Genomic DNA, 13,366 nt, shown 5'->3' on the forward strand with positions numbered 1-13,366 from the left:
TTTTTCTCAACACAAACCCCCATTTATCTAGGAGATACATCATGGCGAAGCTCACCACTGAGGAACTGCTGTCGCAGTTCGCCGACCTGACCCTCGTTGAACTCAGCGAGTTCGTGAAGGCATTCGAAGAGAAGTTTGACGTCACCGCTGCTGCTCCCGTCGCCGTTGCTGGCGCCGGCGGCGCAGGCGCAGCTGAAGAGGTCGAGGAGAAGGACTCCTTCGACGTCGTCCTCGAGGCTGCCGGCGACAAGAAGATCCAGGTCATCAAGGCCGTGCGCGAGCTCACCTCGCTCGGCCTCGGCGAGGCCAAGGCTGTTGTCGACGGCGCTCCCAAGGCTGTGCTCGAGGGCGCAAGCAAGGAAGCCGCTGACAAGGCCAAGGAAGTTCTCGAGGCCGCAGGCGCGACCGTAACCCTCAAGTGAGCCGATGCGGGCGCTCGTTGAGCGTCCGCTGATCGCTCAGATCGGTTGATCCGATCGGGTTATTTCGAAGCCCCGGATGCTTAGGCATCCGGGGCTTCGTGCATTCTGTTCAATCCGCTAGAGCTGCGACGGATCCACGGAGGCTGTGGAGTTGCGCACGATCAACCGTGCAGGCATCGGCTCGATGAGGGTCGGATTGTCGGGGTGCTGCAGTGTCTCGAGCAGCACCCGCGCGGCGAGGGCCCCTTGTTCCTGCGGCTCTTGCCGCAGAGTGGTGAGTGCGAACATCTCAGCGAACTCGTGGTCATCGATGCCCACAACACTCAGCGATGCGGGCACGGCGATGCCTAGTCGCCGCGCGGCAATAATCGCGCCAATGGCTACTTCGTCGCACACCGCGAGTATCGCTGTCGGTCGTCGGTCGTCGCTGAGCAGATCAACCGCCGCTGCGTAGCCCCCGGGCAGTGTGACTGGCGACGGCACGTGCAGGATCGACGCGCTGAGGCCCGCGTCGCTCATCGCGGCGCGGTATCCCTCCAGTCGCAATCGGTCGACGTTGGCCCACACCTCAGCATCTCCGGCGCCTAAGAACGCGATCTTGCGATGCCCCAATCCCAGCAGGTGTTCGGTCGCGCGCCTTGACGCGCGCACGTCATCGATTCCTACGACGCCAGGCTGATCCTGCGCGCCGACCACGCTGACGATCGGCCGGCCCACCGCTTGCAGCTGACCGATCTCATCGTCGACCGGCTCAATGCCGACCGCGATGAGCCCGTCGAAGCGTTTGCGCGCGAAGAATTCGGTGAACACTCGCGCTCGTTCGGGTGACCCCGGTTTGGCATCGTAGAGCGTGAGGTCGTACCCCCGCGCGAGCAGAGTGGCTTGAATGCCCTCGAGCACTTCGGCGAAGAACCAACGGTTGACGCGAGGCATCACCACACCGATGTTGCGCGTGCGCCCAGTGGCAAGACTGACCGCGTTGGTCGATGGAACGTACCCCAACTCGCTGGCTGCCGCGAGAACTCGGGTGCGGGTGCGCTCGGACGTATGCCCTGCACCACTCAGGGCGCGGCTGGCAGTCGATTTAGACACGCCTGCACGAAGGGCCACATCGGCGATACCGCTCATCCGTCAGCTTTCGTCATCGAAGGTGGATGGGAATGCGTAAACCGTACCTGAGCACGCGTCTGTCAGCAACCGGTTCCATGATTGCATCGGCTCGCCGTGGGTCGGAATTCACCGAGTTACCGAGTTGTAACAATCGATTTTGTTGTGCGCAGGGTGTTGGCAATGTAGCTTTGCCTGGAAGCGGTTCCCGAGGATGCCGTCAAACACATGTCGATCGGGCTCTGTCGCCCACACACTCAACGAGGAGAGAAAAAACATGGTGAGATCACAGCGGAGTCGTGTGATGGTGCCTATCGCCCTGGCGGGGGTCGTGGGACTTGCGATAACGGGTTGCAGTGCGGACGGGGGCGATTCAGATGCCGCCGAGAGCGACAACACCGTCACGGTCTACGGCACTATCTCTGACACCGAAGCCGAGCTGCTCGAGGAATCTTGGGCTGACTTCGAGGAAGAGTCTGGAATCACGATCCAGTACGAAGCCTCGAAAGAGTTCGAGTCGCAGATCGGTATTCGCGCGCAGGGCGGCAACCCACCCGATATCGCCATCTTCCCGCAGCCGGGCCTTCTCGCTGACCTCGCCAGTCGCGACTACCTGGCGCCCGCTCCTGAAGAAGTTGTCGCGAACGTCGAGGACTACTGGACCGAAGACTGGGCTACTTATGGCACCGTCGACGGCACCCTCTATGGCGCGCCGTTGATGGCGAGCGTCAAGGGCTTCATCTGGTACCAGCCCGCGAAGTTCGAGGAATGGGGCGTGACCGTTCCCGAAACTCTTGACGAGATGATGGCGCTCACCAACACCATTCAAGAAGAGACGGGCACTTCACCGTGGTGTGTCGGCTTCGGGTCTGGCGATGCCACTGGTTGGCCGGGAACAGACTGGATTGAAGACTACGTACTGCGAGAGTCTGGCCCTGAGGTCTACGACCAGTGGGTCGCGAATGAGGTTACGTTCACCGACGCTCCCATCGTCGATGCCTTCAACTCAGCTGGCGAGATCCTGCTGAACGAAGACCTCGTGAACGCCGGCTTCGGTGATGTGCAGTCCATCAACTCAACTGAGTTCGGCGATCCCGCGGGCGCGCTTGTCTCGGGCGATTGCGCACTGCACCACCAGGCTTCCTTCTACTCGGGATTCATTGAGGATGCCGGTGGAACTGTCGCTGAAGACGGCGACGTCTGGGCATTCATCATGCCCGGTGTTGAGGCTGGTGCCGCGGCCGTCACAGGTGGTGGCGAGATCGTCGGTGCATTCAACTCCGACGCTGACACCGTGCAGGTGCTCGAGTTCCTGTCTAGCCCCGAGTGGGCAAACAACCGCGTTGCACTGGGCGGCGTGATTTCGGCGAACACCGGGCTTGACGCCTCGAGTGCGTCTTCGGGAATCCTGTCGCAAGCGATCGAGATTCTGCAGGACCCCAACACGACATTCCGCTTCGACGCTTCGGACCTGATGCCGGGTGCCGTTGGTGCAGGAACGTTCTGGAAGGGCATGGTCTCGTGGATCAGCGGTACGCCGGTCAACGAAGTCACTGAACAGATTGAGTCGGGCTGGCCTAGCTAGCGCCGCGCACGAGCTGCCCCGCATGTGTGGGGCGGCTCGTGTTGCGCACGCAGTGACTCTCTTGTTTCGGATTCATCCCTTGAGTCCGTCGTCGCACTCGAAAGGAGCGACATGACCGCTTTCTTTACCTGGGTGGGAGCCTTCCCCCCGGTAGTCCAGGCAATCCTGGTGGTGGTGGCGTTCCTCGCGGTGGTAGGCCTCATCCTCTTCTTCATCGACATCGCGCCACGCCCAGGAAAGATCTATAACTGGATTCGCCTCGCCATGTGCGTGCTGATTCCAGTCGTGCTTTTCGTCGCGTTCAACTCGGCATGGTGGGCGGCCGCAGCCGCTGCGGTAGTCGGCGCCATTCTGTTCCTGCTGGACTATCGCGCACGTCAGGGCAAGGGCTACCTGATTCAGCTCATCGCCTTTTTGACTCCGGCAGCGTTGCTGTTGCTGATCGGGCTCATCATCCCGTCCATTCAGACATTCGTCGCAGCGTTTATGAACTCCTCTGGCAAGGAGTTCATCGGATTCGACAACTTCGTGTGGGTGTTCACACAGCCCGACGGCATTCGCACTGTCGCGAACACCATCGTGTGGGTGCTGATCGCGCCCGCCGTTTCGACGGCGGTGGGTCTGGCATACGCCGTGTTCATCGACAAGACTCGCGGCGAGAAGATCTACAAGGTGCTCGTCTTCATGCCGATGGCGATCTCATTCGTCGGCGCCAGCATCATCTGGAAGTTCGTGTACGAGTATCGCGCGGCCGAATTCCAACAGATCGGTCTGCTGAATCAGATCGTCGTCTGGTTTGGCGGGGAGCCGCAGCAGTGGCTCTTGGTAGCGCCATGGAACACGCTGTTTCTGATTGTCGTGCTGATCTGGGTGCAAACCGGTTTCGCAATGGTCATCTTGTCGGCCGCGATCAAGGGCGTGCCCACTGAGCAGCTCGAGGCTGCTGAACTTGACGGTACGAACGCATGGCAGTCCTTCTGGAACGTGACGGTTCCCGCGATCCGTCCCGCGATCATTGTGGTGCTGACAACGATCTCGATTGCGTCGCTGAAGGTGTTCGACATCGTTCGAACCATGACGGGCGGAAACTTCGACACGTCGGTGATCGCGAACGAGATGTACACCCAGTTCACGAAGTTTGAGGCTGGCCGGTCAGCGGCGTTTGCCGTGATTCTGTTCGTGCTTGTCTTGCCGATCGTGATCTATAACGCACGACAGATTCGCCTGCAGAAGGAGATCCGATGAGCGGTGTAATGCCAATCGACCTTCCCGTCGATGACGAGACGAGAGAAGAGCTTACGCGCGGGGAGCGTCGTTCAGAGAGCATCTGGAGTCGCACCAAGAAGGCGCTCTCAAACCCATGGGCCTCGGCCGCGTCGATCGTTATCGCGCTGCTGTGGACCATACCGACCTTCGGCCTGCTGGTGTCATCGTTCCGCCCGGAAGCGCAGATCAAGACGACGGGATGGTGGACGTTCTTCGCCGACCCCGAGGTGACGATCGACAACTATGTGCAGGTGCTGCAGGCAGGCAACTCGCAGTTGACCATGGCTGGCGCATTCGTCAACTCGATCGCCATCACCATACCGGCGACGATCGTGCCGTTGGCGATCGCTTGTTTCGCGGCCTACGCGTTCTCGTGGATCGATTTCAAGGGTCGCGACTGGCTGTTCATCTTCGTGTTCGCACTTCAGATTGTGCCGATTCAGATGGCATTGATCCCGCTACTGAGCTCGTTCTCGCGCGGAATCAACATTCTGGGCGTGCAGATCACCGGGCCGCTGGGTGTCTCAGGCGGCTACGCGCAGGTGTGGATTGCGCACTCGATGTTCGCGCTGCCGCTGGCCATCTATCTGCTGCACAACTTCATGTCGCAGATTCCCGCCGACATCATCGAAGCAGCTCGGGTCGATGGTGCCACACGTGGTCAGATCTTCTATCGCATCGTACTGCCGCTCACCATGCCGGCGATCGCATCGTTCGCGATTTTCCAGTTCCTGTGGGTGTGGAATGACCTGCTGGTGGCACTGATCTTCGCCGACGGCCCGGTCGCGCCGATCACGAAACTGCTCGCCGAGATCACTGGTACGCGAGGCAACGAGTGGCAACTGCTCACAGCGGGTGCGTTCGTATCGATTGTCGTTCCGCTGATCGTCTTCTTCTCGCTGCAGCGATACTTCGTGCGCGGCCTTCTCGCGGGCTCTACCAAGGGGTGACATTCACTGAGGCAGCGTGGTGCGCGGGCGTGGGCGTGCCGCGCTGCTCTCGGTGAACTAGCTTGAGCAGCCGATCCGGGCCTGGATGGACTCCATGGCGTCAATCTCGGCACTTTGACCAGCGATGATCGCACCAGCGACTTCGAGCACGCGGGCGTCGGAACCAAGCTCCACCACCGCATCGGCCATGGGGATGGCGCCTTCGTGGTGTCGAATCATCAACTCGAGAAACAAGCAGTCAGCATCGTGACCGGTAGCGGCCGAGAGCGCGCTGAGCTCTGCGCTCGACGCCATACCCATCGCTGCCTCCGCCTCGGCGTCCGTGAGTGACTCGTCGGCGGGTACCCCATGGTCGTGGCCAGCTTCTGAGGTCGCCATCCACGCCATCATCGGCCCACCAGCCTGCGGCAACCCCCACTGCACCAACCAGTCGAACATCTCACCGCGTTGCCCGGCTTGGCCAGTTGCGATGTCGTAGGCGAGAATTCGCAGTTCATCGTCGTCAGTCTTGCGGTAGATCTCCATGGCCATCTCGATGGCTTGTGCGTGGTGCACCTGCATGTCGCGCGAGAAGCCTGCTTCAGCGGACGACGAGGTGGGGTACGCGCCAACACTACTTGCGCTGAAAGTAGAGAATCGGCCGATGGCGAAGGCCAGACTCATGACGCCGAGCACCGCGAGCGCGACCATCCACCATCGCCAGCGCGGCGCTGGCGGTGAGGTGTCGTGCACGTTCACCCGTAGCTCTCTAGCTTTCTTTGCCGGGTGCGTCGAGTGCGCCCGTGCACACCGCGGTGGGCTCGGGCACGTTCTGACTGCGCCAGTACTCCTCGAAGAACTCGCCGATGCGCTCGTCGTCGACCGAGTCGACCTTCAGCTGGTGGTTCCAGCTCGAGAGCGCAATCGGCGAATCGATGCCGGGGTATGGAGACAGAATGGCGTACGACGAGGGGAGCTCCGCCTTGAGAGTCTCGAGATCTTCACCCGAGATGGTGTCGGGATCGTAGGTCACCCAGACGGCTCCGTGCTCCATCGAGTGCACCGCGTTCTCATTGGGCACGGGCTCGCTGTACACGCCGCAGTTCAACCAGATCGCGTTGTGTTCCCCGCCGGCGGGTGGCGACTGATCGTACTCCACGGTGCCCTCCACATGCGTGGTGGTGTGGGCGAATTCCTCGACGCCCACGATCTCAACGCCCTCACTGCCCGCGTCGTAGCTCTTAGGGGGGTCAGGCGCGAACACGACGGATGCTGCCACGAGGGCGACGACAGCAATCGCGGCCGCTGCGCCGACAATCCACCAGACCAGCTTGCTTCGCTTGCGCTTGGCCATTTGGCGCTGATACTCCGCGAGCTTCTCTTGGCGTTTTGCCTCGCGTTGCTGCTTGACGGACAGATTGATGTCGGCCTGCTTTGCGGGGTTGCCGCTTTGACGTTTGTCAGGCGACGATGGGGACTTCGAACTCATGGGCGATCTCGGCTCGTTGGGCCCGTCGGGTCGTGCGGGCGGGGTCGGGACAGGGTCATCCTATGCGCCCCAAACATGGTGCCAGCTGGGAAGGGCGAAGTTGGTCGTCCGATACGATGGAGGTGTCGAATCGATTCGACCTCCATTTTTCCTCCTCTCCTTTTGAAACGTAGATTCTCTTTGCTCGACACCGCGTCTATTCCCACTCAAGCAGCACCCCTCGACGGTCGGCGAGCGCCCGCGATGCACACCGACGCGATCCGCGCCCTCGGGCACAACCCGGCTACTGCGCCAATCGTGCTGCATCCCGGAGACTCGATCTCGACTCGGCGCCGGGTTCTCTACATCATTCTGCTCGGCGCGCTCACAGCACTAGGCCCGTTCACAATCGATCTGTATCTGCCAGCGTTTCCCGTGCTGGAAGAGGATTTTCAGACCACCGCGGCCGCCATCCAGCTCACGCTGACAGGCACCATGATCGGCTTCGCGTTGGGTCAGCTGGTGGTCGGTCCTCTCAGCGACAAGGTCGGGCGCCGCATCCCACTGATCGCGGTGACCGCCCTTCACGTGGTGGCAAGTGTCGCCGCCGCCCTTGCCCCGACGCTTGAGCTGCTCACCGTCGCCCGAGTGCTTATGGGAGCCGGCGCTGCCGCGGGCGGTGTGGTCGCGGCGGCGGTGATTCGCGACCTTTTCGGGGGCAAACGTCTGGTCGTCATGCTCTCGCGTATGGCACTGGTAACGGGCGTGGCGCCGGTTCTTGCTCCGCTGCTGGGGTCGGCGCTGTTGCTTGTCATGCCGTGGCGGGGAATCTTTCTCGTGCTGGCTGTCTACAGCACCGTGATGTTGATCTCAGCCGCCCTGTTCATTCCCGAGACACTGCCGCGCGAGCGACGTCACGAGATGGGCTCAACCACGGTCTGGCAGCGCTATAGAAGCGTCTTCACCGATCGCGTGTTCATTGGCGTGCTCATCATCGGCGCGATGACATTCAGCGGCCTGTTCTCCTACCTCTCAGCCTCGCCATTCCTCTTCCAGCAGGAGTACGCGTTCGACGCGCAGCAGTATGGGGTGCTTTTCGCGATCAACTCCGTCGGTGTCGTGGTTGGTGTGCAGATCGGATCTCGCCTGGCCGCGCGCTTCGGCCCTCAGTGGGTGCTGGCGTTCTCGACCGCAGCCCTCGCGCTCACGGGCACCGCCATCATCCTGGCCGACTCCCTGGGCCTCGGCATCTGGGGCACCATGATTCCGCTGTTCTTCTTCATGACAAGCTGTGGCTTCACGTTCCCCTGCGCGCAGGTGCTCGCACTCGACCGCCATGGCAAAGCAGCGGGAACGGCGCAATCGATCGTCGGCGCAGCGAACTTCGGCGTGGCGGGCCTCGTCTCACCAATCGTGGGCTGGATTGCCGTTGGCTCGGGCATCACCGCCACGACCATGGCATCGGTCATGGTCGGCTGCGCAGTGATCGCCGTGCTCTCGCTGTGGTTTATCGTTCGACCGCGCACGGTGGAGCGCCTTGCGCCGTAGCGTGCGAAACCTGTGCACAATAGGGCGATGACCGACGAGACGTTCACAGAACCCGAAGCCAGACGGCAGCTAAACGCCACTCGACTCTGGCTGGTGCTGGCAGGACTGGTGCTCGTGGTCACCGCAGCGGCGCTGGGTGCGTGGGCGTTCTCTCTGGGTGATGAGCCGTTCGCTATCGACTTGTGGTGGAACACCCTGGTGGTGAGTTGGGAATCGTCGTTCATGCTCGGCTTCTCGCTGTTCATGAATTTCGTCGGTGGTGGCTGGTTCGGAGTGCTCGTCGTTCCCGTCGGTTCGGCACTTGCGTTGCTCGTCGCAGGGCACCGTTGGGCAGCGTTCTACCTGCTGGTGGCGCTCATCTTCTCAGCCGGCTTGGTGCAGATCCTCAAGCACCTGTTCGGTCGAATTCGGCCCGAAGAGATCATCGTGCTGTCGGACCACGGTTCGTTTCCCTCTGGACACGTCGCGAACGCCGCCACGATGTCGGTGGCCTTCTTGGTGATCTTTCCGCGTTTGTGGGTCTTCATCGTGGGAACGGCGTGGGTGGCATTGATGGCACTGAGCCGCACCTACGTTCATGCACATTGGCTCAGCGACACCCTCGGTGGCGCGTGCGTGGGCGGGGGTGCCGCACTGATCGTTGCGGCACTGTTCGTGGCAAGGCTCGCTGTTGAAGACCGGGCGCGCACCGCAACGGCGTTGACGGGCCGCGCATAGGCTGAGCGCATGAGCAGCGCCACTCCGGAATCTGAAGCAGCCCAAGCCGAACTAGCACTGTTGCGAGCCAACGCCGCAGCAGCAGAGGCCGAGCTGAAGGCCGCGCACGCGCGGGCAGCGCTCGCCGAGGCAGAAGCCGCCGCAGCGCGGGCGCGCGCCGCGGGCGCGCCGAACACGGCAGCCGAAACCGCAGTCGGTGAAAACGCAGGCGATGAAGCCGCAACCGCAGCGTCGGCAGCGCCCGCACCGACACCTGTCGTGGCTGTTTCGCCGCCGTCATCGTCAACGGCAGGGCCGCTCGACGACGCCGAGGTAGCAGCCATAGCCACCGGCTATACGTTCGACGCCGTCACGCTTGATCTCGGTGCACTGGTGAACGGGGAGGCGGTGGCCGAAGCGCAGGTGCGCATTCCGCTCAGCATGATGAACCGCCACGGCCTGATTGCTGGTGCGACGGGCACTGGCAAGACGCGCACCCTGCAAGGACTCGCAGAACAACTTGCCGCACGCGGCGTGCCTGTATTCGCAGCTGACATCAAGGGCGACCTTTCTGGCGTCGCAACACCGGGTGTGCCGAGCGAGAAACTTCTCGCCCGCACTGAAGCGATCGGCCAGCAATGGCAAGCGGAAGCATCTCACACCGAGTACTTTGCACTGGGCGGTGTGGGCACCGGCGTGCCGGTGCGCGCGACTGTTTCGGGGTTCGGGCCGTTGCTGTTGAGTAAGGTGCTCGGGCTCAACGACACTCAGGAGTCAAGTCTGGGACTGGTCTTTCACTATGCCGACGAGCACGGACTCGCGCTCGTCGACCTGTCGGATCTGCGCGCGGTGCTCACATACCTCACCGGCGACGAAGGAAAGGCCGAGTTGAAGAAGCTGGGCGGGCTCTCGTCTGCCACGGTCGGCGTCATCTTGCGTGAGCTGATCACATTTGCCGATGACGGAGCAGACGTCTTCTTCGGCGAGCCCGAGTTCGACGTGATGGATTTTCTGCGCACCGCGAGTGACGGTCGTGGAATCATCAGCCTGCTCGAAGTTCCCGGCATCATTGACAAACCTGCCCTGTTCTCGACGTTCTTGATGTACCTGCTCGCCGAGCTATTCGAGACGTTGCCCGAAGTCGGTGATGTCGAGAAGCCGAAGCTCGTCTTCTTCTTCGACGAAGCGCACTTGCTGTTCCGAGACGCATCCAAAGACTTCACCGCGGCGATCGTGCAGACCGTGCGATTGATTCGGTCGAAGGGCGTGGGGGTCTTTTTTGTCACGCAGACTCCCAAAGACGTCCCCCCGGATGTGCTTGGGCAGTTGGGCTCGCGGGTGCAGCACGCGCTGCGTGCGTTCACCCCAGACGATGCCAAGGCCTTGCGAGCCTCTGTGGGCACGTACCCGAAATCGGGCTACGACCTCGAGCGTGTGCTGCAAGAGTTGGGCACCGGCGAAGCGATCGTCACCGTGATGAGCGAGAAGGGTGCTCCCACTCCGGTTGCGTGGACAAGATTGCGGGCACCGCAGGGTCTGATGTCTCCTACGCCCGAGTCAGCGATAGTCGCCACTGTCGAGGCGTCTTCACTGCTGGCGAAGTACGGTACCGCTATCGACCGGGAGTCGGCGCGCGAGATCCTCAGTGCAAAAATGGCGGCGGCTGATGCTGCGGTCGCAGAAGCCGAGGCTGCCGCAGAGAAGGCAAAGGTAGACGCCGAGTTCGCCAAGCAACAAGCAGCCATCGATAAGGCTCAAGCAGCGGCTGACAAGAAAGCCCAGCGAGAGTACGAACGCCTGTTGAAGAGTACTTCGTCACGAACGGCGCGCAGTCCTCAGAAGTCGCCAATCGAGCAAGTACTGGGGTCGCAATCCACGCAGACGATCCTGAACGGAGTGATCCGCGGGATCTTCGGCACCGGGCGACGGTGAACCCTCTAGCCTTGGCATATGTCGACGAAACCGCCCACGAGTGACATCGACGAAACGAAGGTGCGCACTACCGCTGCCAAGAAGGTCGCAGTCGGTGTGCCGGCGGTGCTGCATGCCCTGAAGATCGCCAATGAGCAGATGGGTATGGGGCGCAGCATCCAGACCCTGCTCAAGGTGAACCAGAAGGACGGCTTCGATTGCCCGGGCTGCGCGTGGCCTGAAGAAGACAAGCGCCATCTTGCAGAGTTTTGTGAGAATGGCGTGAAGGCCGTCGCCGAGGAAGCCACTCTGCGGAGAGTCGATCCGGCATTCTTTGCCGAGCACTCGGTGGCAGAACTTGACTCTCACGATGACTGGTGGCTGGGCCAGCAGGGCCGAATCACCCATCCGATGGTGCTCGATGAAGGCTCGACTCACTATCGCCCCATCGCATGGGACGACGCGCTGCGTGAGATCGGCGATGCGCTGAGCGCTCTCAAAGACCCGAATGACGCGGTGTTCTACACCTCGGGGCGCACCTCGAACGAGGCAGCATTCCTCTACCAGCTTCTCGTTCGAGGTCTTGGCACGAACAATCTTCCCGACTGCTCGAACATGTGTCACGAATCGTCGGGCTCCGCACTGACCGAGACGATCGGCATTGGCAAGGGAACAGTATCGATCGACGACATTCACAATGCCGATCTGCTGATCGTTGCGGGGCAGAACCCCGGCACGAATCATCCGCGAATGCTCAGCGCCCTTGAAAAGGCGAAGCAGCGCGGAGCGACGATCATCGCGGTTAACCCGCTGCCTGAGGCGGGGCTCATGCGCTTCGAGAACCCGCAGACTGTTCGCGGCGTAGCGTTCGGAGGCACCGCGCTCGCCGACGGGTTCTTGCAGATTCGCCTCGGCGGCGATCAGGCCCTTTTTCAAGCGATCGGCAAGCATCTGCTTGAGTGCGAAGCAGAACAGGGCGGGGTTCTTGACCACGAGTTCATCAATGCTCACACCAGCGGTTTCGATGCCTACCGACGTTTGATGATGGATGCTGAGTGGAGCGAACTTGTCGCGGCGACGGGCCTGCAACAAGAGACGTTGCGCAGACTCGGCGACATCGTACGCACGTCAACGGCGACCATCGTGTGCTGGGCAATGGGCCTCACCCAGCACAAGCACTCCGTGCCCACCCTGCGTGATGTCGTGAACGTGCTGCTGCTGCAGGGAAACATCGGGCGATCAGGCGCCGGAGTGTGCCCCGTGCGGGGACACTCCAATGTGCAGGGTGATCGCACCATGGGCATCTACGAGAAGCCTTCAGAAGCGTTTCTCGACTCGCTCGATCGGGAGTTCGGATTTGAGGCTCCTCGCAAGCATGGCTTCGACACAGTCGAGGCCATCCGCGCGATGCGCGATGGCAAGGTGCGCTTTTTCATGGGTATGGGCGGCAACTTCGTCAGCGCAACGCCTGATACGGGTGTGACCGAGGCTGCGATGCGTTCCGTTGATCTGACCGTGCAGGTGTCAACCAAACTCAATCGCTCGCACGCAGTGGTCGGCAAGCGTGCGATTATTCTGCCCACCCTCGGTCGAACAGACCGAGACCAACGCGGCGGGCGCGATCAACGCGTGTCAGTGGAGGACTCGATGGGCGCGGTTCATTCGTCGCGCGGTCGACTGGCACCGCCGTCGGAGCAACTGCTGAGCGAGGTCGCCATCGTGGCGCGCATCTGCTCGCATGTGTTCGAAGATCAATCGACGGCGAACACTCGGCGGACCAATGCTCCGCGCGCCGACTGGGGGTCGCTCGAAGGCGACTATGCGCGGGTGCGGGAGCACATCGCCCGCGTCATTCCCGGCTTCGAAGACTATGAGACGCGAATCGACAAGGGGCGCACATTCTTCTTGCCGAATGCTCCGCGCGACGAGCGGCGCTTCGCAACAATCGACGGCAAGGCTCGTTTCACCGCGAATGCGCTGCAGTATCCGGTGATTCCACCCGGCCGTCTGCTGCTTCAGACTCTGCGCTCACATGATCAGTACAACACCACGATCTATGGCAAAGACGATCGCTATCGAGGCATCCACGGTGGGCGCAGAGTGGTGATGGTGAACATGCACGACATCGCGAAACTCGGTTTTTCGGACGGAGACATCGTCGATCTGGTGTCTGAGTGGACTGCGCCCGACGGCGCAGTGCAAGAGCGTCGCGCTGACGAGTTCCGCATCGTGGCCTACTCCACCCCTCGCGGCAACGCCGCCGCGTACTACCCCGAGACGAACGTGCTGGTGCCGCTTGACTCGATCGCCGACGTGAGTGGCACACCCACGTCGAAGTCGGTGCTGATCAGACTGGAGCGTCGAGGCTGAACGCACCAAGTCGTGCGCGCCAGGCTGCAGGGTAGCGCACTGTTCCCATTCGCATCATCCATGG

The 13,366-nt window shown here is 61.9% G+C and carries 11 protein-coding genes; 8 read left to right on the forward strand and 3 right to left on the reverse strand.

All coding sequences use genetic code 11. The features are described 5' to 3' along the window. Positions 1-41: 41 nt before the first annotated feature. The gene (rplL, locus tag WDU96_RS05180; RefSeq protein WP_337337412.1) at positions 42-422 is read left to right on the forward strand and encodes a 50S ribosomal protein L7/L12; all 381 of its coding nucleotides are present in this window, start codon (positions 42-44) and stop codon (positions 420-422) included. A 117-nt stretch (positions 423-539) separates the two neighbouring features. Here the strand turns inward: rplL and WDU96_RS05185 are convergent, their stop codons facing one another. Further along, positions 540-1,550 carry a LacI family DNA-binding transcriptional regulator gene (locus WDU96_RS05185; protein ID WP_337337413.1) on the reverse strand — a complete coding sequence of 337 codons (1,011 nt, stop codon included), beginning with the start codon at positions 1,548-1,550 and terminating at the stop codon, positions 540-542. Positions 1,551-1,806: 256 nt separating this feature from the next. On the opposite strand from WDU96_RS05185, the gene WDU96_RS05190 reads away from it, so the two are divergent. The 3 genes from WDU96_RS05190 to WDU96_RS05200 all read left to right on the forward strand — a co-directional run bounded on the left by WDU96_RS05190 (position 1,807) and on the right by WDU96_RS05200 (position 5,330). Further along, positions 1,807-3,114: an ABC transporter substrate-binding protein gene (locus WDU96_RS05190; protein ID WP_337337414.1), complete on the forward strand. Its 1,308-nt coding sequence runs from the start codon at positions 1,807-1,809 to the stop codon at positions 3,112-3,114. A gap of 111 nt (positions 3,115-3,225) precedes the next feature. Then, complete coding sequence (locus WDU96_RS05195; RefSeq protein ID WP_337337415.1) at positions 3,226-4,359, forward strand: carbohydrate ABC transporter permease; 1,134 nt, start codon at positions 3,226-3,228, stop codon at positions 4,357-4,359. Then, complete coding sequence (locus WDU96_RS05200; protein WP_337337416.1) at positions 4,356-5,330, forward strand: carbohydrate ABC transporter permease; 975 nt, start codon at positions 4,356-4,358, stop codon at positions 5,328-5,330. The genes WDU96_RS05195 and WDU96_RS05200 overlap by 4 nt, the downstream gene beginning before the upstream one ends. A 57-nt stretch (positions 5,331-5,387) precedes the next feature. On the opposite strand, the gene WDU96_RS05205 is transcribed toward WDU96_RS05200, so the two are convergent. Together WDU96_RS05205 and WDU96_RS05210 are read right to left on the reverse strand one after the other, a co-directional pair. Then, positions 5,388-6,068 carry a DUF305 domain-containing protein gene (locus WDU96_RS05205; protein ID WP_337337417.1) on the reverse strand — a complete coding sequence of 227 codons (681 nt, stop codon included), beginning with the start codon at positions 6,066-6,068 and terminating at the stop codon, positions 5,388-5,390. Positions 6,069-6,078: 10 nt separating this feature from the next. Continuing rightward, positions 6,079-6,798, reverse strand: coding sequence for a DUF3105 domain-containing protein (locus WDU96_RS05210; protein ID WP_337337418.1), 720 nt, complete (start codon positions 6,796-6,798; stop codon positions 6,079-6,081). Positions 6,799-6,978: 180 nt separating this feature from the next. Here WDU96_RS05210 and WDU96_RS05215 point away from each other — a divergent pair, with 180 nt between their 5' ends. From WDU96_RS05215 to WDU96_RS05230, 4 genes are read left to right on the forward strand one after another with little or no spacing between them, the layout of a single operon-like run. Further along, positions 6,979-8,325, forward strand: a complete 1,347-nt coding sequence (locus WDU96_RS05215; RefSeq protein WP_420063938.1) for a multidrug effflux MFS transporter — start codon at positions 6,979-6,981, stop codon at positions 8,323-8,325. 27 nt (positions 8,326-8,352) lie between these two features. Then, a complete protein-coding gene (locus WDU96_RS05220) occupies positions 8,353-9,042 on the forward strand; it encodes a phosphatase PAP2 family protein (protein ID WP_337337419.1) in 690 nt (229 codons plus the stop codon). A 9-nt stretch (positions 9,043-9,051) separates the two neighbouring features. Continuing rightward, positions 9,052-10,953, forward strand: coding sequence for a helicase HerA-like domain-containing protein (locus WDU96_RS05225; RefSeq protein ID WP_337337420.1), 1,902 nt, complete (start codon positions 9,052-9,054; stop codon positions 10,951-10,953). Between the two features lie 18 nt (positions 10,954-10,971). Continuing rightward, on the forward strand, positions 10,972-13,302 hold the full coding sequence (locus WDU96_RS05230; protein WP_337337421.1) for an FdhF/YdeP family oxidoreductase: 2,331 nt from the start codon (positions 10,972-10,974) through the stop codon (positions 13,300-13,302). The last annotated feature ends 64 nt before the right edge of the window (positions 13,303-13,366 follow it).

Origin of the sequence: Microbacterium marmarense, assembly GCF_037204165.1 — a bacterium.
Classification (GTDB): domain Bacteria; phylum Actinomycetota; class Actinomycetes; order Actinomycetales; family Microbacteriaceae; genus Microbacterium; species Microbacterium marmarense.

Bases quoted from the DNA above. Each gene is read 5' to 3' on its own strand.
- WDU96_RS05185 (WP_337337413.1), bottom strand. From the start codon at position 1,550: ATGAGCGGTATCGCCGATGTGGCCCTTCGTGCAGGCGTGTCTAAATCG.
- WDU96_RS05190 (WP_337337414.1), top strand. From the start codon at position 1,807: ATGGTGAGATCACAGCGGAGTCGTGTGATGGTGCCTATCGCCCTGGCG.
- WDU96_RS05195 (WP_337337415.1), top strand. From the start codon at position 3,226: ATGACCGCTTTCTTTACCTGGGTGGGAGCCTTCCCCCCGGTAGTCCAG.
- WDU96_RS05230 (WP_337337421.1), top strand. From the start codon at position 10,972: ATGTCGACGAAACCGCCCACGAGTGACATCGACGAAACGAAGGTGCGC.
- WDU96_RS05210 (WP_337337418.1), bottom strand. From the start codon at position 6,798: ATGAGTTCGAAGTCCCCATCGTCGCCTGACAAACGTCAAAGCGGCAAC.
- WDU96_RS05220 (WP_337337419.1), top strand. From the start codon at position 8,353: ATGACCGACGAGACGTTCACAGAACCCGAAGCCAGACGGCAGCTAAAC.
- WDU96_RS05200 (WP_337337416.1), top strand. From the start codon at position 4,356: ATGAGCGGTGTAATGCCAATCGACCTTCCCGTCGATGACGAGACGAGA.
- rplL (WP_337337412.1), top strand. From the start codon at position 42: ATGGCGAAGCTCACCACTGAGGAACTGCTGTCGCAGTTCGCCGACCTG.
- WDU96_RS05225 (WP_337337420.1), top strand. From the start codon at position 9,052: ATGAGCAGCGCCACTCCGGAATCTGAAGCAGCCCAAGCCGAACTAGCA.